Annotated in this window: 20 protein-coding genes; 14 read left to right on the top strand and 6 right to left on the bottom strand. The window is 65.3% G+C overall.

Going from position 1 to position 24,351, the window contains the following annotated elements; all coding sequences use genetic code 11:
• The first annotated feature begins 3 nt into the window (after window positions 1-3).
• From FG91_RS00135 to FG91_RS00150, 4 genes are all read left to right on the top strand, one after another.
• Complete coding sequence (locus FG91_RS00135) at window positions 4-1,068, top strand: LacI family DNA-binding transcriptional regulator (protein WP_037510321.1); 1,065 nt, start codon at window positions 4-6, stop codon at window positions 1,066-1,068.
• Entirely contained in the window at window positions 1,061-2,257 is a 1,197-nt protein-coding gene (locus tag FG91_RS00140) for an MFS transporter (RefSeq protein WP_037510323.1), read from the top strand. Before FG91_RS00135 ends, FG91_RS00140 begins: the two co-directional genes overlap by 8 nt.
• A gap of 89 nt (window positions 2,258-2,346) precedes the next feature.
• Complete coding sequence (locus tag FG91_RS00145) at window positions 2,347-4,830, top strand: glycoside hydrolase family 3 protein (protein WP_037510992.1); 2,484 nt, start codon at window positions 2,347-2,349, stop codon at window positions 4,828-4,830.
• Window positions 4,831-4,879: 49 nt separating this feature from the next.
• Window positions 4,880-6,172, top strand: a complete 1,293-nt coding sequence (locus tag FG91_RS00150; RefSeq protein WP_037510326.1) for a sugar MFS transporter — start codon at window positions 4,880-4,882, stop codon at window positions 6,170-6,172.
• A gap of 86 nt (window positions 6,173-6,258) precedes the next feature.
• Here the strand turns inward: FG91_RS00150 and FG91_RS00155 are convergent, their stop codons facing one another.
• Entirely contained in the window at window positions 6,259-7,395 is a 1,137-nt protein-coding gene (locus FG91_RS00155; RefSeq protein WP_235211887.1) for a diguanylate cyclase, read from the bottom strand.
• A gap of 214 nt (window positions 7,396-7,609) precedes the next feature.
• Here FG91_RS00155 and FG91_RS00160 point away from each other — a divergent pair, with 214 nt between their 5' ends.
• Both FG91_RS00160 and FG91_RS00165 read left to right on the top strand, forming a co-directional pair.
• A complete protein-coding gene (locus tag FG91_RS00160; RefSeq protein WP_037510331.1) occupies window positions 7,610-8,968 on the top strand; it encodes an ATP-grasp domain-containing protein in 1,359 nt (452 codons plus the stop codon).
• Entirely contained in the window at window positions 8,965-9,756 is a 792-nt protein-coding gene (locus FG91_RS00165) for a sulfite exporter TauE/SafE family protein (protein ID WP_037510334.1), read from the top strand. The genes FG91_RS00160 and FG91_RS00165 overlap by 4 nt, the downstream gene beginning before the upstream one ends.
• Here the strand turns inward: FG91_RS00165 and FG91_RS00170 are convergent.
• Window positions 9,753-11,921, bottom strand: a complete 2,169-nt coding sequence (locus tag FG91_RS00170; RefSeq protein ID WP_200878375.1) for a S9 family peptidase — start codon at window positions 11,919-11,921, stop codon at window positions 9,753-9,755. The genes FG91_RS00165 and FG91_RS00170 overlap by 4 nt on opposite strands.
• 257 nt (window positions 11,922-12,178) lie before the next feature.
• Here FG91_RS00170 and FG91_RS00175 point away from each other — a divergent pair, with 257 nt between their 5' ends.
• On the top strand, window positions 12,179-14,371 hold the full coding sequence (locus FG91_RS00175) for a TonB-dependent receptor (RefSeq protein ID WP_037510336.1): 2,193 nt from the start codon (window positions 12,179-12,181) through the stop codon (window positions 14,369-14,371).
• Window positions 14,372-14,419: 48 nt separating this feature from the next.
• Here FG91_RS00175 and FG91_RS00180 read toward each other — a convergent pair whose 3' ends face one another.
• Genes FG91_RS00180 through FG91_RS00190 form a run of 3 tightly spaced genes read right to left on the bottom strand, consistent with a single transcriptional unit; the run spans window position 14,420 to window position 16,949 of the window.
• Window positions 14,420-15,427: a histone deacetylase family protein gene (locus FG91_RS00180; RefSeq protein WP_037510339.1), complete on the bottom strand. Its 1,008-nt coding sequence runs from the start codon at window positions 15,425-15,427 to the stop codon at window positions 14,420-14,422.
• Window positions 15,424-15,996, bottom strand: a complete 573-nt coding sequence (locus FG91_RS00185) for an FMN-binding negative transcriptional regulator (RefSeq protein WP_037510342.1) — start codon at window positions 15,994-15,996, stop codon at window positions 15,424-15,426. Before FG91_RS00185 ends, FG91_RS00180 begins: the two co-directional genes overlap by 4 nt.
• Complete coding sequence (locus FG91_RS00190) at window positions 15,993-16,949, bottom strand: alpha/beta hydrolase (protein ID WP_052187207.1); 957 nt, start codon at window positions 16,947-16,949, stop codon at window positions 15,993-15,995. Before FG91_RS00190 ends, FG91_RS00185 begins: the two co-directional genes overlap by 4 nt.
• 176 nt (window positions 16,950-17,125) lie before the next feature.
• Between FG91_RS00190 and FG91_RS00195 the strand changes: the two genes are divergently transcribed.
• Window positions 17,126-17,884: an AraC family transcriptional regulator gene (locus FG91_RS00195; RefSeq protein ID WP_037510345.1), complete on the top strand. Its 759-nt coding sequence runs from the start codon at window positions 17,126-17,128 to the stop codon at window positions 17,882-17,884.
• Window positions 17,885-17,897: 13 nt separating this feature from the next.
• Here FG91_RS00195 and FG91_RS00200 read toward each other — a convergent pair whose 3' ends face one another.
• Window positions 17,898-18,380, bottom strand: a complete 483-nt coding sequence (locus FG91_RS00200) for an Lrp/AsnC family transcriptional regulator (protein WP_037510348.1) — start codon at window positions 18,378-18,380, stop codon at window positions 17,898-17,900.
• 187 nt (window positions 18,381-18,567) lie between these two features.
• Between FG91_RS00200 and phhA the strand changes: the two genes are divergently transcribed.
• Genes phhA through FG91_RS00230 form a run of 6 tightly spaced genes read left to right on the top strand, consistent with a single transcriptional unit; the run spans window position 18,568 to window position 24,349 of the window.
• Complete coding sequence (gene phhA, locus FG91_RS00205; protein WP_037510351.1) at window positions 18,568-19,440, top strand: phenylalanine 4-monooxygenase; 873 nt, start codon at window positions 18,568-18,570, stop codon at window positions 19,438-19,440.
• Window positions 19,437-20,342 carry a tryptophan 2,3-dioxygenase gene (locus FG91_RS00210; protein WP_037510353.1) on the top strand — a complete coding sequence of 302 codons (906 nt, stop codon included), beginning with the start codon at window positions 19,437-19,439 and terminating at the stop codon, window positions 20,340-20,342. Before phhA ends, FG91_RS00210 begins: the two co-directional genes overlap by 4 nt.
• Window positions 20,339-20,968, top strand: coding sequence for an arylformamidase (gene kynB / locus FG91_RS00215; RefSeq protein WP_037510358.1), 630 nt, complete (start codon window positions 20,339-20,341; stop codon window positions 20,966-20,968). Before FG91_RS00210 ends, kynB begins: the two co-directional genes overlap by 4 nt.
• Complete coding sequence (gene kynU, locus FG91_RS00220; protein ID WP_037510364.1) at window positions 20,965-22,206, top strand: kynureninase; 1,242 nt, start codon at window positions 20,965-20,967, stop codon at window positions 22,204-22,206. Before kynB ends, kynU begins: the two co-directional genes overlap by 4 nt.
• Window positions 22,203-23,219: a carbon-nitrogen hydrolase family protein gene (locus FG91_RS00225; protein WP_037510368.1), complete on the top strand. Its 1,017-nt coding sequence runs from the start codon at window positions 22,203-22,205 to the stop codon at window positions 23,217-23,219. Before kynU ends, FG91_RS00225 begins: the two co-directional genes overlap by 4 nt.
• The gene (locus FG91_RS00230) at window positions 23,216-24,349 is read left to right on the top strand and encodes a cupin domain-containing protein (RefSeq protein WP_037510370.1); all 1,134 of its coding nucleotides are present in this window, start codon (window positions 23,216-23,218) and stop codon (window positions 24,347-24,349) included. Before FG91_RS00225 ends, FG91_RS00230 begins: the two co-directional genes overlap by 4 nt.
• Window positions 24,350-24,351: the final 2 nt, after the last annotated feature.

The following is a 24,351-nucleotide window of genomic DNA, read 5'->3' on the forward strand; positions in this document are numbered from 1 at the left end:
ATAATGGGGCGTCGGCGGCAGTCGGTTACGATCAAGCATGTTGCAGCCGACGCGGGCGTGTCGCTGCAAACGGTGAGCCGCGTCATCAACAACGAGCCCAATGTCCGGCCCGAAATGAAGGAACGCGTCCAGGCGTCGATCGACAAGCTCGGCTATGTCCCGTCGATCGCGGCGCAGCGGATGAGCGGGTCGCGCTCTTACCTGATCCTCGCGATCAACGACCGCGAACGCACGATCGCCGACTGGCAGGGGCGGCAGGGGGTCGACTGGGTCGACCAGATGCTGCTCGGCGGGATGCTGAAATGCGCCGAATATGGCTACCGCATGATCTTCGAGCTGGTCGACACGCACAATGATCATGTCGAGCGCGAACTGCGCGCGGCGATCGCGGCGTTGCAGCCCGACGGGGTGATCCTGACCCCGCCGCATTCGGACAATCCGCTGATCGTCGGGCTGCTCGACCAGCAGAAGATCCCGTTCGCGCGCATCGGGTCGCGCGGCGGCGCGGCGGGCATCGCGCTGACGATGGACGACGAAGGATCGGCGCGGCGCGCGACGCGGCACCTGATCGATCTCGGTCACAAACGCATCGGATTCATTCCGGGCTCGCCCGAATATAGCCTCAGCCGCTGGCGCATCGACGGCTGGGAAGGCGAAATGGCGGCGGCCGGCCTCGCCACCGACGGGTTGCTCGCCGAGGGCGATTTCACCTATGCATCGGGTGCCGCCGCGGCGCGGCACTTGCTGGGAAGCGCCAATTCGCCGACGGCGATCATCGCGAGCAGCGATCAGATGGCGCTCGCGACGCTAGAGGTTGCGCGCGACCTTGGCATCGACGTGCCGGGACAATTGTCGATCGTCAGTTTCGACAACACGCCGGTCGTCCGCTTCACCCAGCCCGCGTTGACCGCGGTCGACCAGCCCGTCGCCGAAACCGCGTCGCGTGCGGTCGAGCTGATCATCGCCGCGCAGCGCGGGGCACCGCGCCCGACCGAACCGACGCGTGTTCAGGGCGGCCTCGTCCAGCGCGGATCGACCGCAGCGCCGCCTGTCGCCGTCCATGGCTGACACAGAAGGTCCGCGCCGCCAGTCTCTTCCTTTCCTCCTGCTTTATGCGCTTGCGTCGGCGGGCGGGGCGATCGCCTATGTTCCCTTCCTGACCATCTGGCTGCCCGGGCGCATGACCGAGCTGGCGGGGACGGCCGACGTCCAGACGCTGGGCTATGTCACTTTTTTCGGTGCCGTCGCGGCGAGCGCCGGCGGCATCGGTTTCGGTTGGCTCAGCGATGTGACGCGCAATCGGCGCGGCTGGATATTGGCGGGGCTGGTCCTGACGATCGCCTTGCTGCTGGCCGTTCCGCTCGCGCACGATATCTGGTCGCTGGTTGCGATCATCGTCGTTTGGCAGCTCACGCTCAACATGATGCTCGGGCCGCTCGCGGCATGGGCGGGCGACCTCGTTCCTGACGAACAGAAGGGGCTGCTCGGCGGGCTGCTCGCCTTTTCGCCGGCGCTCGGTGGCTGGTCGGGATGGCTCGTCACCTGGCCGGGGCTGGTGTCGGCGGAGCAGCGGCTGGTGGTCATTGCGCTGTTGGTGGCGAGCGCCGTCCTGCCGGTGCTGCTGCTTGGCCGCCCGCGCGCATTCCCCGATCTCACCGCGCCGCCCCCTGCGCGCGCAGTTGGCGCGGCGCGGCGGCGGCCGACCGGCCCCGCGGTGCGGATGTGGCTGGCGCGTCTGCTCGTCCAGATCGCCGAGGCGGCGCTGTTCGCCTATCTCTATTTCTGGTTCCGCTCGATCGATCCCGGCATGCACGACAATGAAAAGGCGCGATTGTTCGGCATGGCGCTGACGATCGCGATTCCGATCGCCTTGGCGAGCGGACGCTGGGCCGATCGCACCGACCGGCCGTTCGTGCCGCTTGTCGCCGCTGCAGCGGTGTCGAGCCTCGGAATGGTCGGTATGGCGCTGGCGACAGGGCTCGACGCGGCGAAGGCGAGCTACCTCGTCTTCGGCATCGCGTCGACGGTGTTCCTGTCGCTGCATAGCGGTCAGACGCTGCGCATCCTGCCGCGGCCGGACCGGCGCGGGCGCGACCTTGGCATCTTCAACCTCACCAACACCGTGCCGTCGCTGATCATGCCCTGGCTGACGATCTCGCTCGTCCCGGGTTTCGGTTTCGATGCGCTTTTCCTGTTGCTCGCGGGCCTCTCCGCGATCGCGGTGCTGCTGCTCGCGACGATGCCGCGGCTGCGCTGATATAGCCCGAAAACAGAGCGCTTGCTTTCATTCACCCACTATGCGAAGTGAATATTGATAACGTTCACATAAGAGGAATGGGAGAGACGATGCGCCGACAGGCAATGGGTATGGCGACCGCGCTGCTGCTGGCAGGAACGGCAACCGCGACCGCGCAAACCACGGGAACCGAAGCGGCGAAGGTCCATCCCGAATTGTGGCCCGCGGCCAAAAGTCCCGCGGCCATCACCGACGCTGCGACCGAGGCGCGGATCGATGCGCTGATGAAGAAGATGACGATCGAGCAAAAGGTCGGCCAGTTGATCCAGGGCGACATCAGCACGATCACGCCCAAGGATCTCGAAACCTATCCGCTCGGCTCGATCCTCGCCGGTGGAAACAGCGGCCCGAACGGCAATGAACGCTCGACCGCCGCCGACTGGGCGAAGCTGGTCGGCGATTTCCGCGCGGTGTCCTCGCGCCCGCAGGCGAACGGCGTCGCGATCCCGATCATCTTTGGCGTCGATGCCGTCCACGGCCACAATAATATCCCCGGCGCGACGCTGTTTCCGCACAATATCGGCCTCGGCGCCGCGCGCGATCCCGAGCTGATCCAGCGCATCGGCGCCGTGACGGCGGCTGAAATCGCGGGCAGCGGGATCGAATGGACCTTTGCGCCGACGCTGGCGGTGCCGCAGGATCTGCGCTGGGGGCGGAGCTATGAAGGCTATGCGTCCGATCCCAAGCTTATCGTCGACTATGCCAAGGCGATGGTGCTGGGGCTGCAAGGCCCGCTGGTCGCCGGCCGCACGGTCCGCGCGAGCCATGTCGCCGCGACCGCCAAGCATTTCCTCGCCGATGGCGGGACGTTCGAGGGCAAGGACCAGGGCGATGCCAAGGTCGACGAGAAGGAACTGATCGCGAAACATGCGATGGGCTATCCCGCCGCGATCGACGCCGGGGCGCTGACCGTGATGGCCAGCTTCTCAAGCTGGCAGGGCATCAAGCATCACGGCAACAAAGGGCTGCTGACCGACGCGCTCAAGGACAAGATGGGCTTTGCGGGTTTCGTCGTCGGCGACTGGAACGGGCACGGGCAGGTTGCGGGATGCAGCGTCACCGATTGCGCGCAGTCGATCAACGCCGGGCTCGACATGTTCATGGCGCCCGACAGCTGGAAAGGGCTTTACGACAGCACGCTGAAACATGCGAAGGACGGGACGATATCAGCGGCGCGCCTCGACGATGCGGTGCGGCGCATCCTGCGCGTCAAATACAAGCTCGGCCTGTTCGCCGAAGGCCATGTCGACCGCAGCATCGTGAAAGCCGTCGGCACGCCCGAGCATCTGGCGGTCGCGCGCGAAGCGGTCGCCAAGTCGCTCGTCCTGCTCAAGAACAACGGCAGCGTCCTGCCGATCAAGCCCGGCGCGCGCGTGCTCGTCACCGGTCCCGCGGCCGACAGCATGGCGATCCAGTCGGGCGGCTGGACGATCAGCTGGCAGGGGACCGACGTCACCCACGCCGACTTCCCCAACGGCCAGACGATCTGGGAGGCGCTGGACAAGTCGGTGCGCGATGCGGGCGGCGTCGCGTCGCTGTCCGACGGCGGTGCGTATAAGGAAAAGCCCGACGTCGCGATCGTCGTGTTCGGCGAGGCGCCTTATGCCGAATTCCAGGGCGACGTCGCGACGCTCGACTATCAACCGTCGGAGGCGACCGATCTCGCGACGCTCAAGAAGCTGAAGGCTGCGGGCATTCCCGTGGTCGCGCTGTTCCTGTCGGGGCGGCCGATGTTCACCAACCCCGAAATCAACGCCGCCGATGCGTTCGTCGCGGGCTGGCTGCCGGGGTCGCAGGGCGCCGGCGTCGCCGACGTGCTCGTCGCGGGCAAGGATGGCAGGACGGTGCGCGGCTTTACCGGCACGCTGCCTTTCGCCTGGCCCGCCGATGCGCGATCGCCCGTCGAAAAGCCGCAGTTCGCGGTCGGCTACGGCCTGAAATATGGCGCGAGCACGACGGTCCCGCAGCTGTCGGAAGAGCTGGGCGTCGACATTGCGGCGGCGTTGAATGTCGAGAATTTCTTCTCGGGCGGCCGCGCGCGCGCGCCTTGGGTGTTGACGGTCACCGATGCGGGCGGATCGCGCCCGGTGGAATCTCCGCCCGTATCGAGCCCCGGCGGGCTCATCGCTGCGCGTTCGGTCGATGTGCGCGCGCAGGAGGATGGCAAATCCTTCGTCTGGACCGGACCCGCCGCGCTGCACCTCAGCGGACCCTATGCCGATCTGTCGCGCCAGCTGAACAACAGCTTCGCGCTGCGTATCGACTGGCGGATCGATGCAGTGGGCAGCGCGCCGGTCAGCCTCGCGCTCGGCGGCAAGGCATTCGACATCTCGGCGGCGGTGAAGGCGGCGCCAAAGGGGCAGGTCTCGACGATCAAGTTGCCGCTCCGCTGCTTCGCCGATGCGGGCGCCAATTTGCGGCAGGTCGACTATGCCGTCTCGATCCAAAGCGACAAGGGCTTCGCCGCGACGCTGTTGAATACGAATGTCGAGGCGGTCGGGGAGAATCTGCCTTGCCCACCGGCGGTAAAATGACAAGACCGTCATCCGGGTTAGCCTGAGACAAGGCAAGGGGAGAGAGATAATGGCATTAGCGCCGAACGTCGCGACGAACGCGGCCGAACAGCCCGGCAAGGGCGGTAACAGCACGCGAGTGGTTCTGATCCTCGCCTTTGCGGTGTTTTTCCTGCTGGGCGGGGTGACCAACATCAACGACCTGCTGGTCGGCAAGTTCAAGCCGATGTTCCACCTGACGCATGCGCAGGCGAACCTGGTGCAGATGGCGTTTTTCATCGCCTATGGCGCCTTTTCGATCCCCGCCGGCATCATCATGTCGAAGCTCGGCTATATCCGCACCTTCGTGCTCGGGTTCATCATCGTGGCAGCGGCGGCGTTCCTCTTCATCCCGGCTTCGGCCGCGGCCTCCTACCCCGGCTTCCTCGCGGCACTCTTTTGCATCGGTGCGGGGATCACAGTCCTGCAGGTGGCGATGAATCCGGTGATCACGACGCTGGGACCCGTCGAAACCTCGCACAGCCGGCTGACCTTCGCGCAGGCCTTCAATTCGATCGGGGTTTTCCTGATGGTCTATGGCGGCGCGGCCTTCCTGCTCGGTGATGAACAGCCGATCGACGCCGAGACCGCGAGCGAGGCGCAGATTCAGGCGTATCGCGTCGCCGAGGGCGCATCGATCGGCACCGCCTATATGTGGCTCGGCGTGCTGATGCTGGTGATCGCGGCGGTGTTCTGGATGTATCGGTCGGCGATCGACCACGCCAAAGCCGACGATGTGAAGCTGGAGGGCACCTGGGGCCTCTTGACCCATAACCGCCGCGTCCAGTTCGGCGCGCTCTGCATCTTCGTCTATGTCGGCGCCGAAGTGGCGATCGGTTCGAACCTGATGGCCTATCTTGCCGAGCCGAGCGTGATGGGGCTGGGGCTCCAGGCGGCGGGCAAGCTGGTGGCGATGTACTGGCTGGGCGCGCTGGTCGGCCGGTTGCTCGGCGGTTTCATCCTGCGACTGGCCAAGCCAGGACGGGTGCTCGCGACCTTTGCGGCGGGCGCGATTTCACTGATCATCCTGTCGGCGGTGACGACGGGCGCGCTGTCGGGTTGGGCGCTGATCCTGGTCGGCTTCTGCAATTCGCTGATGTTCCCGACAATCTTCAGCCTCGCGACCGAGGGATTGGGCGAACGGACGCCGCAGGGGTCGGGCATCATGTGCACCGCGATCATCGGCGGGGCGATCGTCCCGTTCCTGTTCGGAACGGTGGCCGATCTCAGCGGCGACATCCGTCTCGCGCTGGCGGTGCCGCTGATCTGCTATGCGATCATCGCGAGTTTCGGGCTGTGGGCGGCGCGTCGGGCGACCGCATAACGGTAGAGACAAATAAAACCGCGGGCGATCGCGCTCTGTGCGCAATCGCCCGCGGCCTCCCGCCCCCTCGCGGGAATAGCTGAAATTCAGGCCGGGTCGGCGATTTCGATCCGGTTCCGTCCGCCGGCCTTGGCCTTGTAGAGCGCGGCGTCGGCCGCCTTGAGCGCGGCGCGCGTGTCGCCATAGCCAAAGACGTCGGCGACCCCGCCCGAGAAGGTGATCTGGCCAAAGGGCTCGTCGGTCTTGCGGTTGATCAAGCGCCGGTCGGCCAGCGCCTCGCGCGCATCGTCCAGCTTTTCGGCCGCCTGCGTCGGGGTCAGGCCGCGGAACAGCATGACGAATTCCTCGCCGCCGTGGCGCGCGACATGGCAATGATCGTTCGAAATCCGCGCCAGCGTGTCGGCGATCGCCTTGATCACGCGGTCGCCTGCTTCGTGGCCGTGGATGTCGTTGACCTTCTTGAATTCGTCGATGTCGCAAAAGGCGATGCTCAGTGGTTCGACCGTGGCGCGCGCTTCCTTATAGTGCCGATCGAGCAAAGCCTCGAAAGCGCGGCGGTTGGGCAGGCCGGTCAGATAGTCGACCTCGGCGTCGCGCTTGGCGCGGTCGAGGCTCTTGCGCAGGGCTTTTGCTTCGTCCTCGCTCTTGCGCATGTCGTCCTCGGCCTTGCGCGTGCGTTCGAGCATGACCTTGGCAAGGTCGGCGAGGCTCGAGACGATGCGGCCCGTCTTCTGCAACTGCTCGAGGTCGACGACATGTTGTTCCAGCTCGGTGCCATAGTCGGTCGTGGCGGTTCGCGCTTCCTTCGTATTCGCCTGAAAAGCTTCGATATTGGTTTCGAGCCGGGTCATCAACCGGTCGAGCTCGACGCGATCGGGCTGACCTGCTTCCTGTTCGTCGAGTTCGCTCAGCCATTTCTGACTGATTCCCCCGGGAGCCTGCGCCTGCGCGACGATCTGCCGCGCGAGGCGGGGATTGCGGCCCGAAAAGGCGCTATGCGCGAGCAGCAGATTGGCCGGCGACACGTCGAGGTCATTATCGACGAGGAAAGAGGTGATCGAGGCGGCGAGTTCGTATCGCGCCTGCCGTGCAAGGTCATACGGCCCTGCGCCGTCCGGCGGCGCACGGCCGCCTTCGGGGGGGGCGCCGCGCGATTGGCGAAGCCCCAGCCAACCCATGAGCCGTCCTACCGGCTCGTTCGATTGTGTTGCTTTGGTGGTCATGCGATGTTTAACGAGCGGGAAGGGAAAGATTTAAGGCCGATTTGCGCCGTCAAAGGCATATTTTCCGGCGGATTTGCTCCGGTTCGGAGCGATCGGCTCAATCCAACCGGCAAATCAGGGGCTTAACCGAAAGTTCGGCATGAATGATTGCACGAACGGACCGTTCTCTGGCACTGAGCATGGGCGTTCGACCAGATGGTGAAGGAGCCAATCGGTGCTGGGCTGGATATTCTTCCAACGCGATCTCGATCCGGCCCTGCCGGAGGTCCCCGAAATCCTGCGGTTTCAGGAGACCGCCGCGGCGCGCGGGATCGAACTGCACGTCCTGAAACCGCATAATTTCGACATCGTCGCGGCGCCGGTCGAAGGCTGGTCGGTGCATTATGAGGGCCATTCGCTGGCCCGGCCCGACTTCATCCTGTGCCGGACGGGCGCCGAGACCGACTATTTCACGCTCGCGGTGCTCCGCCATTTCGAACGCCGCGGCGTGCGCCTGATCAATGGCCCCGAAGCCATCGACCTTGTCGCCGACAAGCTCCACACGATGCAGCGCCTCGCGCGCGCCGGATTGCCGATCCCGGCGACGATCCTCGGCAAATTCCCGATCGGGGTCGATATCGTCGAGGAGGAGCTGGGTTTCCCGATGATCGTCAAGACGCTGCGCGGGACGCGCGGCACCGGCGTCCTCAAATGCGAGGATCGCAGCCAGTTCGAGGATCTCGCCGGCTTGCTCGAAAGCGCCGATGCCAAGGCCGATTTCCTGTTCCAGCATTATGTCCGGTCGAGCCACGGACGCGACGTGCGCGTGCTCGTGATCGGCGGCCGGGTGATCGCCGCCATGGAGCGGCGCTCGCCCGCGGGCCATTTCAAATCGAACGTATCGCTCGGCGGCGTCGGTATCGCCTATACGCCGACGGGCGAAATGGCCGATCTCGCCGCGCGCGCCGCCGACACGCTGGGGCTGGAAGTCGCCGGGATCGACATCTTGTTCGACAATGAGGGCTACCGGATCTGCGAGGCGAACAGCGCCCCGGGGTTCCAGGGGCTGGAACGCGCGTGCAGCATCGATGTGCCGGGCGCGATCTTCGACTGGATCGAGGCCAGCCACGAGGTGCAGGACCGGCCGATCAAGGCGGTGACCGGCGAGGCGCTGATCGACCTGGTGTTTGGCGGGCGGCTCAGCCTACGTGCGGTCGGCGACCGGCTCGAGGAACCGCGCGCCTTTGCCCGCGCGGTCGGTGTCCGGCTGGTCGGCGCGGGGCTGGGATCGGTGTTGTCGTCGCTGACCCCCGGGCGGCGGGCGGCGCCGCACAGTCCGGTCGCGCGCCGCCTCGAAGCGCTGCGCGCCGATGCGCGCGGCGTCCCGCTCGCGGTTGCCACCGATATCGATCAGGAACAGATTTTTCTGACCGTGCTCGGCGTGTCGATCTGGGCCGCAGTGCTGCCGTGGCTGGCGGGCGGCGAGCCGATCTTCGCCGGTGCGCTGTCGCTGATCGCACTCTGCTTCCCCGCGGTCTTCCTCTTCACGCGCCGGACCCCGAAGACGACGCGCCGCCGGCCCGCCGCGCAATGACGATATTCGACGGGCTGACGCTCTGGGCGCTGCTGCCCTTCATCGTCGTGGGATTTACGGCGCAGTTGATCGACAGCGCGCTCGGCATGGCGTTCGGCGTCATCGGCACTGCGCTGTTGCTCGTTCTGGGCTTGCCGCCGGCGTCGGCGTCGGCGGCGGTGCATGTCGCCGAAAGCTTTACCGGCGGCGTGTCGGGCCTCGCGCATGCGATGCAGCGCAACGTCGACTGGCGATTGTTCCGCCGCCTCGTCGTTCCGGGGATCGTCGGCGGGCTGATCGGGGTGTGGCTATTGACCAATATCGACAACAGCATCGCGCGGCCGGTCGTGCTCGCTTATCTTGGCGCGGTCGGCATCTATCTGCTGTGGCGCGGCGCGCGGCGTCCGCAAACCTATCGCAGCATCAAGTTCGTCGGGCCGCTCGGGCTGATCGGCGGGATCGCCGACGGATCGGGCGGCGGCGGGTGGGGACCGATCGTCAGCGCCAACCTGCTCGCGCAGGGCGCCGAACCGCGCACCGTCATCGGCACGGTGAACGCGTCCGAATTCTTCGTCACGGTGACGATCGCGGCGGGTTTCATCGGCACGATGGGCTGGCAAAGCTTCAGCACCGCGGCGATCGGCCTGCTCATCGGCGGGGTGATCGCCGCGCCGATCGGGGCGTATCTGGTCCGCCGCCTGCGCGCCGACTGGCTGGTCGGCGCTGCGGGCGTGTTGTTGCTGCTCGCGAGCGCTTACGGCTTCATCGCGCTGATGTTCGCGCCGGTGCCGTCGTTCCGCGGTTTCTAGACACAGCGCATCGCAAAGGCCCAGAACAGCGCCTTCTGCTGATATTCGCTTTTCAGGTCGGCGCTGCCCTGGTGACCGCTGTCCATGTCGGTGTGCAGCAGCGCGGGGTTGCCGCTCGTCGAGCGGCGCCGCACTTCGGCGACCAGCTTGGCGGGCTCCCAATAGGCGACGCGGTCGTCCTTGAGGCCGGCGGTGCAGAGCAAAGGCGGATAGGCGGCCGCCCGGACATTCTCATAGGGTGAAATCGATGCGATATAATCATAGGCTTTCGGATCGGCGAGCGGGTCGCCCCAGTCGGGACGGAATAGCGGCACCAGCGGATGCGCGCCGTCGCTCATCGTGTTGAGCATGTCGACGAACGGCACCTGTGCGATCACGCCGCCCCACAGGCTCGGGGCGATATTCATGCTTGCGCCGACGAGCAGGCCGCCCGCTGACAGACCATAAGCGACGACCTTGCCCTTTGCCGTATAGCCTTCGGCGGCGAGATGTTCGGCGCAGGCGATGAAGTCGGTGAAGCTGTTGCGCTTGGTGAACTTGCGCCCGCCAAGAAACCAGCGGCGCCCTTTCTCCGAGCCGCCGCGCACATGCGCGATGGCATAACGCCAGCCGCGATCGACGAGGGCGAGCGCGGGGATCGAAAATTCGGGATCGCTCGGAACACCATAGGAGCCATAGCCATATTGGAGCAGCGGCGCCTTGCCGTCCTTCGGCGCGCCGCGGCGCGAGAGCAGGGTGATCGGCACCATCTCGCCGTCGGGTGCGGGGGCGAGCAGGCGTTCGACCTCATAATCACCGGGGTCGAAGTTCGCGACCGCCTGCTCTTGGACGACGCTCTGCTTGCCGCTGGCCAGATCGACGCGGATCCAGCGGCGCGGCGATTTTGGCGACTGGTGGACGATCATCACCGATGACGCGCCATAGCTTTGCTCGGCCGGCAGTTCGATCGCATAGGCGGGATCGTCGAACGCAACCGTCTGTTCCGACCCGTCAGGACGCAGGATGACGAGCCGGTGGAGGCCGTCGACGCGCTCGAGGCGGACGAGTGCGGCTGCGAAGGGCTGGATCTGGAGGATCGGCGTGCCCGCGCGGTGCGGCACGAGCGTAGCGAGCGTACGAAAACTCTTCGGATCGAGGCGCAGCAGCGCCATGTCGAATGCTTCGCCGGTATCGGTGAGCGCGATCAGGCCGCCGTTCCACTCGTCGATGTCGTAGAGCACCCCCGTCTTGCGCGGCCAGACGACGGCGGGGGCGGCGGTTTCATCGGCGGCGGACACCAGCCGCACTTCGGCGGTCTCGGGGCCGGCGAGAGTCAGCGCGATAAAGCCGTCGGCGGCCGTGCGCTTCACCTGCATGAAGATCGCCGGGTCCTTTTCCTCATAGACGAGGTCGGTGACCCTACCGTCGACCGACGTGCGATAGAGCCGCGTCGGGCGGTTGCGCGCGTCGCGCCAGATCCAGAACAGCCAGCGCGACGAGGGCGCGAAGACGAGCCCGCCGTAACCATAAGCGTCCTTGTCGACGATCGTGCGGACGTCGCCGCTCTGATTGTCGCGGATGACAATGCGATGGCGATCGTTGCCGATCACATCCTCGGCCCAGGCGAAATAGCGGTGGTCGGGGCTCGGCTGATGCCCGGTGCTGCGGAAATAAGGTTGGCCTTTCGCGCGCACCGCCTCGTCGATCAACTGTTCGGGCTTCTCGCCCTTCCGCTTGCGTGTATAGATCGCATGCGCCGCGCCGGCGGGCCGCGCCGATCCATAATCCCAGCCGTCCTTTTCGAGCGCCGGCGGCGCCACCTCGCCCGACGCCCGCGCGAGCATCGCTTCGAGCAGCTTCGCGCGCTCGCCGGCCAGCGGCGCAAGGATCGCGTCGGCGTAGTCATTCTCGGCCTTCAGCATCGCGCCGACGGCGTCGGGCAAATTATCGCGCGTGCGCTCGCCCGTGGTCGGAATGAACTTCATCCAGCTATAGGCATCGTCGCGCTGGCGGCCCAATTGATCGATCACATGCGAGATGCGCGGCGATTGCGGCGGCGCGATCTTCGGCCAGCGCCCGGTGCTGCCCTGTTCGAGCGCCCAAGCCGCACGATTTCCCAGCAAGAGTGCGGCTATCGCGGCGCTCCCCATAAACGCGCGCCGACCCTTGTTCTCGATGTTCTGCATGGGACCCTCTCTCGCCCGGTGGGGATGTCGCGCCCAGTCTATGTCGTGCCGGTTGGCTTACTGCGCCGATCAGGCCGCCCAATCCATCGATCGGGCAAATTGGCCGCAAGCCCTCATGAAACCGCGCTTTCCTTAGCAAAGCTGCTGGCCCGATCCGGCTGGAAACTGGCCCGACCATCGCCGCCACGCCAATTTCGCATGTTAGCTTCAGCATCGGATCTTCTTACCAATAGGCAAAATCAATAAGGGAGGCAAAAATGGGCTTTGCATCGATCAGGCGGATCGCCGCATGTGGCATCTCGATCCTGGCGCTGGGACAGGCATCGGGCGCGCTGGCGCAGGAGGTCGACGACAACGAGATCGTCGTCACCGCCGCGAAGCGCGAACAGTCGGTGCGCGACGTCAGCGGTTCGGTCGCCGCGGTCAGCGAAGCGACGCTGCAAAAGCTCAATGCCCAAAGCCTCTCCGATTACATCACGCGCGTCCCCGGCGTCATCTTCAACGATTACCAGCCGGGCGTTTCCGAAGTCGTGATCCGCGGCGTCGCCTCGTCGACCTATCACGAGGCGAACCAGGCGACGACGGGCTATTATCTCAACGAAGTTCCGCTGATCGAACCCGGCTTCCCGCTCGTCATCCCCGACGTCGACAGCTTCGACATCAGCCGCGTCGAGGTGCTGCGCGGACCGCAGGGCACGCTCTTCGGCTCCTCGTCGCTCGGCGGCGCGATCAACTATGTCGTGAACGAGGCCGATCCCGCGCGGTTCGATGCGGGTTTCGAAGGCGGCGTTTCGACGACCAAGCGCGCGGGGGAGGCGAGCTATGCGGTCAAGGCGATGGTCAATGTGCCGATCGCGACCGACAAGCTCGCCGTCCGTCTCGTCGCGCTCCAGCGTTATGACGCCGGTTACCTCAACAACACGCTGCTCGGCAAGAAGGGCAGCAACGACCTGCGCGTCCGCGGCCTGCGCGGTTCGATCGTTTTCACGCCGACCGAGACCACGCGCGTCTCGGCGCTCAGCATGTATCAGGAATATGATCTCGACGATCAGACCTATGTGATCTTCGGTCCGCCCAAGACCTTCGAGCGCGCCACTAACGTTGCCGAATATCAGGACACGCAGTTCATGATGCATAGCCTGCGGATCGAGCAGGATCTGGGCTTTGCGACGCTGACCGCGGTGGGCAGCTATACCGAGAAAAAGGCCGACCTGGCGTTCGACAATTCGATCTTTGGCGGCAACGACCCGCGCACCGGCACCCCCGAACTCGCGAGCGGTAAGGGCAAGTCGAAAACCGAATATGGCGAGCTCAGGCTCGCGTCGCCCGACGGCGGGCGTTTCCGCTGGCTGCTCGGCGTCAACTATACGCGGCTGCGTTCGAACAACACCGACGGCACCTTTATCGAAGGCATCTCCGACTATATCGACGCCAATCCCGGCGAGTTCGGCGGGCGGCCAGGGAGCGAGCTTGCGCCCGACGATCTGGCGTCGCGGACGGTGAGCAGCAACCGCGTTACCGAAAAGGCGGTATTCGGCGAAGCGTCGTTCGACATCGTCGATACGCTGACGCTGACGCTCGGCGGGCGCTTGTTCGAATATCGCACCGCGCCGCGGCTGCAATATCTGCCGAACGCCGACCTGATACCGCCCTTCGATTATGCGCCGGAGACGAGCAAGGATTCGGATTTCATCCCGAAGGCGTCGCTGACCTGGAAGCCGTCGAAGGATTTCATGATCTATGGCCTCTATTCCGAAGGGTTCCGCATCGGCGGCCTAAACGTCTATTCGCTCGCGACCGCGGGGCTGCCGCTGACCTTCGAAAGCGACACGACGAAGAATTATGAAATCGGCACGCGCTTCGACCTGATCGACCGCACGCTGAGCGTCGATGTGACCGCCTATCATATCGATTGGGGTAATATTCAGGCGCGCCTGTTCACCCCCGGCGATTTCCGCGCCTATACCGTGAACGGCGGCGGCGCGGACATCGACGGCGTCGAAATCAGCCTCAACCTGCGCCCGACGCGCAACCTCAGCTTCACGTCGAATATCGCGTACAACGATGCGCGGCTGTCGTCGCTCCTGCCCGACAGCTTCGCGCCGGGCGGCGGCTATGCCAAGGGAACGCGCCTGCCGGGCGCGTCCGAATGGACGCTGTCGAACTCGCTCGACCTGAGCTTCCCCGACATGTCGCTGAAGCCGCGCTTCGGGATCGCGCATCGCTATCTGTCGAGCGCACCCGTCGATTTCGCCGGGACGCTCGACAAGGGCGACTTCCACCTCGTCGATCTCAACGCGTCGGTGACGGTGAGCGACCGGATCGAACTCAGCCTCTTCGCGAAGAATCTGTTCAACCAATATGGCATCTTGAATGCGCCCTTCGCCTTCGCCGGATCGGTCGCGCGGCCGCGCACGTTGGGCGCGAGTATTCGCTTCAGCCTGAACTGACAAAGAGAAACGGGCCGGCCCTGCTCATCGAGCGGGGCGGCCTTTTTTTCAGAAGCCCGAAAGGAAAGCGGCGACATTCTTTCCGAGATCACCGACGGCGTAACCGCCCTCCATCATGATCAGCGTCGGGATGCCGAGCGCCGCGATGCGTCCCGCGAGCTCCACATAATCCTCGCGCTCGAGCGCGAAGCTCGAAATCGGGTCGCTGCTGTGCGTGTCGGCGCCGAACGAGACGACGAGGAACTTCGCCCCCCAATCCGCAATGGCCGCGAGCGCGGTGTCGAGCGCGGGCGCATAGCTTTGCCCGTCGGTGCCGCGGGGCAGCGGGAGGTTGAGCGTTGCTCCTTCGCCCGCGCCTTCGCCGGTCTCGTCGGCATGCCCCCAGTAAAAGGGGTAATCGGTACGCGGGTCGGCGTGGATCGAGGCGAAGAAGATATCGGGATCCTCGTAAAAGATGTCCTGCGTGCCGTTGCCATGATGATAGTCGATGTCGAGCACCGCGACCGGCCCGAGACGGCGCTTATGCGCCTCGCGCGCGGCGATCGCGGCGTTGTTGAGATAGCAATAGCCGCCCATATAGTCGCGCCCGGCGTGATGCCCCGGGGGGCGGCACAGCGCAAAGGCATGCGCGTCGCCGCTCGTCGCCAGATGGTCGAGCGCGGTCAGCGCGCCTTGCGCCGACCAATAGGCCGATTCCCACGTGCCCGCCGCGATCGGCGTCCCGGCATCATAGCTGTATGCGCCGAGATCGGCGTCGATGCGCCCGAACGCGAGCGGCCGGCGGCGCCGGATCGGGAAGGTGTAGCCGATCGCGTCGCCATTGCGCCCCGCCGCGACCCAGTCGCGATGCGCGCGTTCGAGGAAGGCGAGGTAATCGGCGTCGTGCACGGCGAGCAGCGGCGCCATGCCGAAATCGCGCACCGGCTGCCAATCGCTATATTGCTCGACGATCGAGCGCGGACGCTCGATATTTTCGGCATAGGGCACCCAGTCGCCATTGTGGAGTTCGCGCAAGGGGGAGTGGGCGGTCTGGCGATCGTCGAAGAAAAGCTTCACCTTTGTCCTTCCATCCATTTCGCGAGCGTCCGGTCGCTGTGACCCGCGACGATCTCTGCAAAGCCCTTGGCGCTCTCATCCTGCCCGAGCTTGAAGCTGTGTTCGGCGGAGCGGACGTGCGCGCGAAAGGCGATGATCTGGTCGAGCATCTTTTCATAGCGCGCGCCGAGGCTCGCTGTCGACCAGCCGCCGCCCTCCATCTTCGCGACGAGCTGCTCGATCGCGTCCTGCGTCTCGTCGCCGACGAACTCGACCTCGACGGTGAAGCGGAGCACCGCATAATTCCACGTCGGCGCCCAGTCGGGCTTCGACAATAAAGTCGTCGGAACATAGCCCGATGGCCCGTTGAACAGGATCAGCCCGCGCGGGTTGGCGCGGAAATCGCCGACGAGCGCATTGCGGAGCGCACAATGACCGAACAGCGCGACCACCGCGCCCGCATCGTCGGTCTCGGCGATCAGCGGCAGCGGGCTGGAATGGAAGGCACCCGATATCACCCAGGCGAGCGGATATTCGGCGATCAGCTGCCCGATGTCGGCGGGGCCGCGCGGCGTGTAGAGGTCGGTCATGCCGCGACGATATCACGGATCCACGCCGCCTGCTCGTCGAGCGCGCGACCCGCGAGCGGGGCGATCGATACCGCCTCCAGAAAGCTGTGCGTCGCCCCCCGATAGGTGACCGCGCGTGTCGGCACGCCCGCCTCTTCGAGCTTGCTTGCGAAGGCGGCATTGCAATCGGCCAATATGTCGCACTCGGCGATGGCGAGGAACGCGGGCGGCAGGCCGGTCAGGTCGGCATTGAGCGGTGCGACCAACGGGTCGGCAAGCTGCTCGACGCCGCCGACATAGGAGGCCCAGAAGGCGTCCATCTCGTCGGCCTCGAGCGAATAGTCGCCCGCGCCGAAGCGGGCATAGCTTGGCGTCCGCTCAGGCGCGAAGGCGCCGTAGTTCAGCAGCATCGCGGCCGGCAGCGGGCGCCCGCGCTGACGCTGCAACAGGCACGCCGCGACCGACAGGTTGGCGCCCGCGGAATCGCCGCCGATCAGCACGCGCGTGGCATCGAGGTTCAGCGCGTCCGCCTCTGCCGCGATCCAGTCGAGCGCCGCCGCGCATTCCTCCAGCGCGACCGGGAACTTGCTTTCGGGCGAAAGGCTGTAATCGATGCCGAGCACCGCGATGCCCGCACGCGCGGCATATTCGCGCATCAGCCGGTCGTGCGTGTCGATGCTGAACAGCGTCCAGCCGCCGCCGTGAATATAGAGCATGACCGGCAGCTTCGCATCGGCGACCGGGCGGTGGAGCCGCAGGCGGACGCCGCCCATGTCGATTTCGCGGCTATCGGCCATTATCGGGCCACCCTCGCGCCACGGTGCGCGGACGCGTTCGGCGACAGCGCGGCGCGTCGCCATGCTCGCCCCCGCCGGCGCGCCATGTTCCACATAGGCGGCGTTGATCGCATCGACAAAGCGCCGGATATCGGGGTCGGCCATGTCGTTCTGCATGACGCTTAAGCCCTTTGACATATTTCGCTTATCCTTCTCGAAACGATCCTTGATTGCCTGATAGCTTTTGCGCGTCCCCATCTATCGCCCATTTGGGCCAATCACCGCAGCGGACAGGCCAGCGGGCACATCATCGCTGGCCAGCGGCGTGCGCGGCCTATATTGTGCAATTGTCCAAGGCTTGTGAGGATCGGGCCATGAAGCATAGTGCCGATGTTCTGACGAACGACCGCCCGGTCATCGCGCTGCAGGATGAATATCCTGCCGGCTTCATCGATCCGATGCACAGCCACGACCATATCCAGATCCTCTACGCCTCGTCGGGCGTGATGTCGGTCCGCACGCCGGAGACCAGCTTCGTCATCCCGCCGCAACGCGCGGTATGGCTGCCCGCGGGGACACGGCACGAGGTCGCGTGCCGCGGCGCGGTGTCGCTCCGCACGCTCTACCTGCCGTGCCGGGGCGACGAGACCGGGCAGGAATGCCGCGTCTTCGAAGTGTCGAACCTCGTCAAATCCTTGATCCTCGAGGTCGTCGATTTTCCCGCACTCTACGATGTCGACGGGCGCGAGGGGCGGATCATCACGCTGCTGCTCGACGAGATCGGACGCATGCCGAACGCGCCCTATCAGGTGTCGATGCCGTCGAACCCGCGCCTGCTCCGCGTCTGCAACGCGATCATCGCCGACCCGTCGGACCCGCGCGATATCGACGACTGGGCGGCGCTCGCGGCGATGGGGCGGCGCACCTTCACGCGCAGTTTCAAGCAGGAAACGGGAATGGGGCTTGCCGTCTGGCGGCAGCAGGTGCGGTTGATGGAGGCGCTTTCGATGCTCGCCGCGGGCGCGTCGATCACGCAGGTCACCTATGACGTCGGCTACGACAGCCCCAGTGGCTTCGCAGCGATGTTCCGCCGTGCCTTCGGCGTGCCGCCGAGCCAGTATCTGAAGCACTGACGCCGCGGCGGCGTCAGGAGGGCAGAGACGCACGCCCCTCCGTCGTCCGCGCCCATTCAGCGAGACGGCCGTGCCGTTTGATCGTCTTGAGGCAGACGACCGTCTTCAACCGCTGGACACCGGGCAGCTTGGACAGGTTGTGGCGGAGCAATTCGTCGAGATGATCGGCCGAGCGCGCGAAGATCTTGAGCAGATAGTCGCTCTCGCCCGCGGTCGTGTGGCATTCGACGACGGCGGGGTGCGCGAGCACCGCGGCCTCGAAATCGGTATGCGCGTCGAAGCGGATCTGGACCTCGACGAAACTCTGCACCGCGAGGCCGATCGCGATCGGATCGACCCGCGCCGCATAGCCCTCGATCACGCCGCTCTCTTCGAGGTTTTTGACCCGCGACCAGCATGGCGATTTCGACAGGCCGATTTGCTCGCCGAGATCGGCGTAGGATTGCCGTCCGTCGCGTTCGAGTTCGGCGATGATCTTCCAGTCGAGCTTGTCCATACGTTCCGTCCTGAATCGGGTTTATGCGAGAATTCAGCCGATCTATTCTAAACCTAAGAACAAATTCCTGCAAATATGATAATTTACAGAACGATTATCGATTTTCCGCACCCCGTTGACGCGAAATCCGCACAATGTTCGCGCGGCCCCGCGCTATCACTTGCGCCGAAGGTTTGGAGAGAGACCGATGGCCGCGACACATATATTCGACGCACCGCCCGAAGGTGTCGCGGCCAATTGGACGATGCCGCAGAACTGGTCGGCCTTCACCGCCGAGCAACATGCGACGTGGCGAGCCCTGTTTGATCAGCAGTCGGCGGCGCTGGGTGGCTATGCCTGCCGGTCGTTCCTCGATGGCCTCGACATTCTTCGCAAGCTGAGGCCGGGGGTGCCCGATTTCGCCGAACTCAACGCGCTGCTGAAACCCGTATCGGGCTGGGAGGTCGTCGCGGTGCCCGGCTGGATTCCGAACGAGCCCTTTTTCGAGCATCTCGCGAACAAGCGTTTCCCCGCCGCCAACTTCCTCCGTCCGCCCGAGCAGGTCGCGTACAGCGAAGAGCCCGATATGTTTCACGACATTTTCGGCCATATCCCGATGCTCACCGATCCGGCCTTTTCGGACTTCCTCGTTGCCTATGGGCAGGCGGGGCTGCGCGCCGAAAAGCTCGGGGCGTCGGACTACCTCGGCCGGCTCTGGCTCTATACCGTCGAGTTTGGTCTGGTCGTCGAGGACGGCGAACTCCGCGCCTTTGGCGGCGGCCTCATGTCGAGCTTCGCCGAAACGCTTTCCGCGCTGACGTCGCCCGAACCGCGCCGCATCTGGCTCGATATCGAGCGCGTGATGCGCACGCGCTATAATTTCGACGAATTCCAGCAGACCTATTTCGTCGTCGCCGGTTTCGAGGATTTGCTGCGCGCGACCGAGGAAACCGACTTCGCGAGCATCTACCGGAAAATCGCCGGTGAACCGGCGCTTGAACCCGGGGATGCCTGGCGCGGCGACTTGGCATATGAAGGACGCCTGCCGGCCGCGCCGGCAAGCGGAGAGGCAACGCTATGATCAGGCAGACGCGCGACGGCAGCACCGACATTTTCGAGACCGAGATCGATGGCGAGACGATCCAGTGGGACAATGGCCTGACCTATGCGCGGCATCTGCAGACCGCGCAGCTGCTCTCGGCGCAAGTGCCCGTGTCGGACAAGCCCGACGAGATGCTCTTCATCATCATGCACCAGACGATGGAGTTGTGGCTGAAGCTGGTGCTGCACGAGGGACGGCTGGTCTATGACGCGATCAAGGCCGACAGGCTCGAGATCGCGGGCAAGGGGCTCGACCGCATCGCGACGATCCAGCGGCACATGATCCACAGCTGGGAAGTGCTCGCGACGCTGACGCCGCATGATTTCCTGACCTTCCGCGGCTTCCTGCGCCGCGCGTCAGGGTTCCAGTCGCAGCAATATCGCGAACTCGAATATCTGCTCGGCAACAAGCGCGAGGATATGATGATCGTCCACAAGGACGACCCGCAAGCGACTGAAAGACTGCGCGGGGCGTTCGAGGCGCCGTCGCTCTATGACGAATTGCTGCGGCTGCTCGCGCGGCGCGGTTTCGATATTCCGGCGAACATTCTCGAACGCGACTGGACCAAGCCTTATCAGGCGTCGGAGGCGGTCGAAAAGGCGTGGCTCGCGATCTACACCGAACCCGACCGGCACTGGGATCTCTATACGCTCGCCGAAAAGATCACCGCGCTTGAATATTATTTCCAGGAATGGCGCTTCAAGCACATGAAGACCGTCGCGCGCGTGATCGGGCACAAGCCGGGCACCGGCGGATCGTCGGGGGTCAATTATCTCGTCAAGGCGTTGAGCCTCAGCTTCTTCCCCGAACTCTGGTCGATGCGGACCGAGATGGTCGCGCCGCGCGAAGGTGGCGATTATGCCGAAGGGAAGGGCGCATGAGCCGGATCTGGGACATTTCGCAGCCGCTCCATGCCGCAGTGCCGGTGTGGCCGGGCGAGCCCGCTTTCGCGCTGCACAGCCATGCGGTGATCGGCGACGGCTGCCCGGTCAATGTCGGCGGCATGTTCACGCCGCTGCACGCGGGCACGCACGGCGATGCGCCGCTGCATTACGCCAATGACGGCGCCTCGTCGGCCGATTGCGATCTCGATGTCTATATCGGGCCGTGCATGCTGCTGGATGTCCGTCATGCGCGCGGGCGGGTCGAGATTGGCGATGTAGACTGGGATGCGATCGAAGGCGCGACACGCGTGCTCCTGCGGACCTACGAGCATTTCCCGCACGACCAATGGGACTCGGATTTCACCGCGATCGCCAGCGATGTGATCGCGCGGCTCGGCACGATGGGCGTGCGGCTGATCGGCACCGACGCCGCCTCGCTCGATCCCGAACAGTCGAAGACGCTCGACGCGCACCACGCGGTCAAGGCGGCCGACATGCGGATATTGGAAGGGCTGGTGCTCGATGACGTGCCGCCCGGGCGGTACGAACTCGTCGCGCTGCCGCTCCGCATCGTCGGCGCCGACGCCAGCCCGGTGCGCGCTATCCTGAGGGAAATTGCATGACCGACACACTCCTTGCCACCGATGTGTCGGCGCTCGACGCGGCCGACCCGCTCGCGCCCTTCCGCGACCGCTTCCAGCTGCGCGAAGGGCTGATCTATCTCGACGGCAATTCGCTCGGCGCGCTGCCCAAAGCGACGGGCGACCGGCTCGCCGAGGTTGTCGGCAGCGAATGGGGCGAGGGGCTGATTACCTCGTGGCTCGGCGCCGAATGGTCGACCGCGCCGCGCCGCATCGGCGACAAGATCGGGCGATTGATCGGCGCGAATCCGGGTGAGATCGTCGCGACCGATTCGACTTCGGTGAATATCTTCAAGGCGCTGACCGCCGCCCTTTCATTGCGGCGTGAACGGACGGTTATACTGTCCGAAGCCACAAATTTCCCGACCGACGTCTATATGATGCAGGGCATCGAGGCGTTTTCGGGCGGGCGCGTCAAGGCGGTCACCGTGGCGCCCGACGCCATCGTCGATGCGCTGAACGAGGATGTCGCGGTGCTGCTGCTGACGCAGGTCCATTACAAGTCGGGCCGCGTGCGCGACATGGCCGCGATCACGAAGCGCGCGCACGAAGTCGGCGCGCTCGTCGTCTGGGACCTCAGCCACAGCGCGGGCGCGATCCCGGTCGATCTCAATGGCGCAAACGCCGATTTCGCGATCGGCTGCGGATATAAGTTCCTCAATGGCGGCCCCGGCGCGCCCGCCTATCTGTTCGCTGCATCGCGGCACCATGCCGCCACGCCGGTGCTGTCGGGCTGGTTCGGTCACGCGCGGCCCTTCGCTTTCGAAGATGATTATGATCCCGCGGCAGGGATCGAGCGTTTCCAGTGCGGCACCCCGCCGGTGCTCGGCCTGTCCGCGCTCGAAGTCGGCGTCGATCTGATGCTCGAAGCTGACATGACCGAAATCCGCCGCAAGTCGCTCGCGCTCGGCGACCTGTTTATCGAGCAGATGCAGCCGCTGTGCGAGACCTATGGCTTCGAGCTGGTGAGTACACAGGGGCACGCCGAGCGAGGTAGCCAGGTCGCCTATGCGCATCCACAGGGTTACCAGATCGTGCAGGCGCTCAAGGAATTTGACGTCATCGCCGACTTCCGCGCCCCCGATATCCTGCGCTTCGGCCTGACGCCGCTTTACCTGCGCTATCGCGACATCGTCGAAACTGTCGAGCGACTGGAAAAGGTCTGCGCCACCCGCGCATGGGACAAACCGCAATATCACCAGCGGGCAGCGGTGACATGAGCGATGTGTCGGCGCCTTTCCTGCCGAAGTCGCGCGTTGCCGCGGTACAGGCCGCTCCCGTTTTCCTCGATACCGCGCGCACGGTCGACAAGGCGTGCGCGCTGATCGCCGAGGCGGCTGGAAACGGAGCGCAGCTTGTCGCTTTTCCCGAAGTGTTCGTTTCCGCCTATCCCTATTGGAACTGGCTGATGACACCGATCGAGGGCGCCGAGTGGCATGAGCGGCAGTATCGCGCGTCGGTGCTGGTCGATGGTCCCGAGGTCGCGGCGCTTTGCGCCGCCGCGCGCGATCACGGCTGCACCGTGGTCATCGGCATCAACGAGCGTGATCCGGTGAGCGTCGGGACGCTCTACAATACCAACCTCATCATCGGCGCCGACGGCAGCTTGCTCGGACGCCACCGCAAGCTGGTGCCGACCTGGGCCGAGAAGCTGACCTGGGCGGGCGGCGACGGCAGCTCGATCCGCGTCTACGACACGCCGGTCGGGCCGCTCGGTACGCTGGCGTGCGGCGAGAACACCAACACGCTCGCGCGCTTTGCGCTGCTGTCGCAGGGCGAACTCGTCCATGTCGCCAATTATATCGCGCTGCCCGTCGCGCCCGCGTCGTACAATATGGCCGAAGCGATCAAGATCCGCGCGACCGCGCACAGCTTCGAGGGCAAGGTCTTCACCATCGTCGCCTGCTCGGCGGTGAGCCCCGAAATCATCGACGCGATGAGCGCCGATCGCCCGCAGAACCGCGAGTTGCTGTCGCGCCCAAACAGTGCCTTTTCGGGCGTGATCGACCCGCACGGCAATCTGGTTGGTCAGGCGCTGATTGACGAAGAGGGCATTGTCTATGCCGATATCGACCTCGGCGACTGCATCCGGCCCAAGCTGATGCACGACATCATCGGCGGCTATAACCGCTTCGACATCTTCAACCTGACGGTCGACCGGACTCCCCGCGCGTCGGCCCTGTTTGTCGACGCGCCGCAGCCCGTCGATCCCGGCGAGGAGGAGCCGTCATGACGGAAAATTCCACCATCATCGATCCGCGCGACGATGTGCTCGGCCGCGCCCGCGTGACCGACACGCCCGAACTCGAAGCTTTTTATCAAGAGCTTGCGGGGCGCAATGCAGGTGCCTTCTGGAAGCGCGCCAATGCGATCGAGCCGTGGGAGCCCGAAACACGCTATCGCCCGACGCTCTGGCGCTACGCCGAGATGCGCGACATGTGCCTCCGCGCGCTCGATCTGGTGAAGCCCGAAGAGGCGGGGCGCCGCGTCGTCACCTTGCTCAACGACAGCGACGCGGGGCGCGAGAACACCGCGGTCTGCGGCTGGCTGTTCAGCGGGATGCAGGCGATGCGCCCCGGCGAGATCACCCCCGCGCACCGCCACACCGCGTCGGCGCACCGCTTCATCATGGAGGGGAAGGGCGCCTATACCGTCGTCGACGGGCACCATATCACCTTGGGCGCGAACGATTATGTGCTGACGCCTGGCGGCTGTTGGCACGATCATGGCGTCGTCGCCGAGGGCGAAGTGTCGATCTGGCAGGACGGGCTCGACATCCCGCTGATGAACAGCCTCGAGACCAATTTTTACGCGGTCTATGACCAGCCCGCGCAGACCGCGGCTTTTCCGACCGACGACCTGCCGCTGAGCTATGGTGGCGGGTCGCTGCGGCCCGAAGGCATCGGCGGATGGGACAAGCCCTATTCGCCGGTGATGGTCTATCGCTGGGAAGCAACGCGCGACGCGCTGTGGAACCTCGCCAAGGTTTCCAACGGCACGCCGTTCGATGGGCATATGGTGCGCTATTCGAACCCGCTCACCGGCGGCTGGGCGCTTCAGACGATGGGCGCGCATATGCAGATGCTCAAACCCGGCTTCCGCGGCGAGGCGCACCGCCACACCGGCAATGTCGTCTATAATGTCGCGGGCGGGCGCGGCTATTCGATCATCGGCGGCGAGCGCTTCGACTGGGGCATGCACGACATTTTCTGCGTACCCGCATGGACCTGGCACGAGCATGTCAATCTCGATCCTTCCGAAGAGGCTTTCCTCTTCTCGTTCAACGATTTCCCCGTGATGGAGGCGCTCGGCGTCCGGATCGAGGAACCCTATTCCGAAAATGGCGGCCATCAGCCCGCCTGAAC

The sequence above is a fragment of the Sphingopyxis sp. LC81 genome (assembly GCF_000756375.1).
GTDB lineage: Bacteria > Pseudomonadota > Alphaproteobacteria > Sphingomonadales > Sphingomonadaceae > Sphingopyxis.

Bases quoted from the DNA above. Each gene is read 5' to 3' on its own strand.
- FG91_RS00155 (WP_235211887.1), bottom strand. From the start codon at position 7,395: ATGACCACCAAAGCAACACAATCGAACGAGCCGGTAGGACGGCTCATG.
- FG91_RS00145 (WP_037510992.1), top strand. From the start codon at position 2,347: ATGCGCCGACAGGCAATGGGTATGGCGACCGCGCTGCTGCTGGCAGGA.
- FG91_RS00150 (WP_037510326.1), top strand. From the start codon at position 4,880: ATGGCATTAGCGCCGAACGTCGCGACGAACGCGGCCGAACAGCCCGGC.
- FG91_RS00210 (WP_037510353.1), top strand. From the start codon at position 19,437: ATGATCAGGCAGACGCGCGACGGCAGCACCGACATTTTCGAGACCGAG.
- kynU (WP_037510364.1), top strand. From the start codon at position 20,965: ATGACCGACACACTCCTTGCCACCGATGTGTCGGCGCTCGACGCGGCC.
- FG91_RS00195 (WP_037510345.1), top strand. From the start codon at position 17,126: ATGAAGCATAGTGCCGATGTTCTGACGAACGACCGCCCGGTCATCGCG.
- phhA (WP_037510351.1), top strand. From the start codon at position 18,568: ATGGCCGCGACACATATATTCGACGCACCGCCCGAAGGTGTCGCGGCC.
- FG91_RS00230 (WP_037510370.1), top strand. From the start codon at position 23,216: ATGACGGAAAATTCCACCATCATCGATCCGCGCGACGATGTGCTCGGC.
- FG91_RS00190 (WP_052187207.1), bottom strand. From the start codon at position 16,949: ATGTCAAAGGGCTTAAGCGTCATGCAGAACGACATGGCCGACCCCGAT.
- FG91_RS00225 (WP_037510368.1), top strand. From the start codon at position 22,203: ATGAGCGATGTGTCGGCGCCTTTCCTGCCGAAGTCGCGCGTTGCCGCG.
- FG91_RS00165 (WP_037510334.1), top strand. From the start codon at position 8,965: ATGACGATATTCGACGGGCTGACGCTCTGGGCGCTGCTGCCCTTCATC.
- FG91_RS00200 (WP_037510348.1), bottom strand. From the start codon at position 18,380: ATGGACAAGCTCGACTGGAAGATCATCGCCGAACTCGAACGCGACGGA.
- FG91_RS00140 (WP_037510323.1), top strand. From the start codon at position 1,061: ATGGCTGACACAGAAGGTCCGCGCCGCCAGTCTCTTCCTTTCCTCCTG.
- FG91_RS00185 (WP_037510342.1), bottom strand. From the start codon at position 15,996: ATGACCGACCTCTACACGCCGCGCGGCCCCGCCGACATCGGGCAGCTG.
- FG91_RS00135 (WP_037510321.1), top strand. From the start codon at position 4: ATGGGGCGTCGGCGGCAGTCGGTTACGATCAAGCATGTTGCAGCCGAC.
- FG91_RS00175 (WP_037510336.1), top strand. From the start codon at position 12,179: ATGGGCTTTGCATCGATCAGGCGGATCGCCGCATGTGGCATCTCGATC.
- FG91_RS00170 (WP_200878375.1), bottom strand. From the start codon at position 11,921: ATGCAGAACATCGAGAACAAGGGTCGGCGCGCGTTTATGGGGAGCGCC.
- kynB (WP_037510358.1), top strand. From the start codon at position 20,339: ATGAGCCGGATCTGGGACATTTCGCAGCCGCTCCATGCCGCAGTGCCG.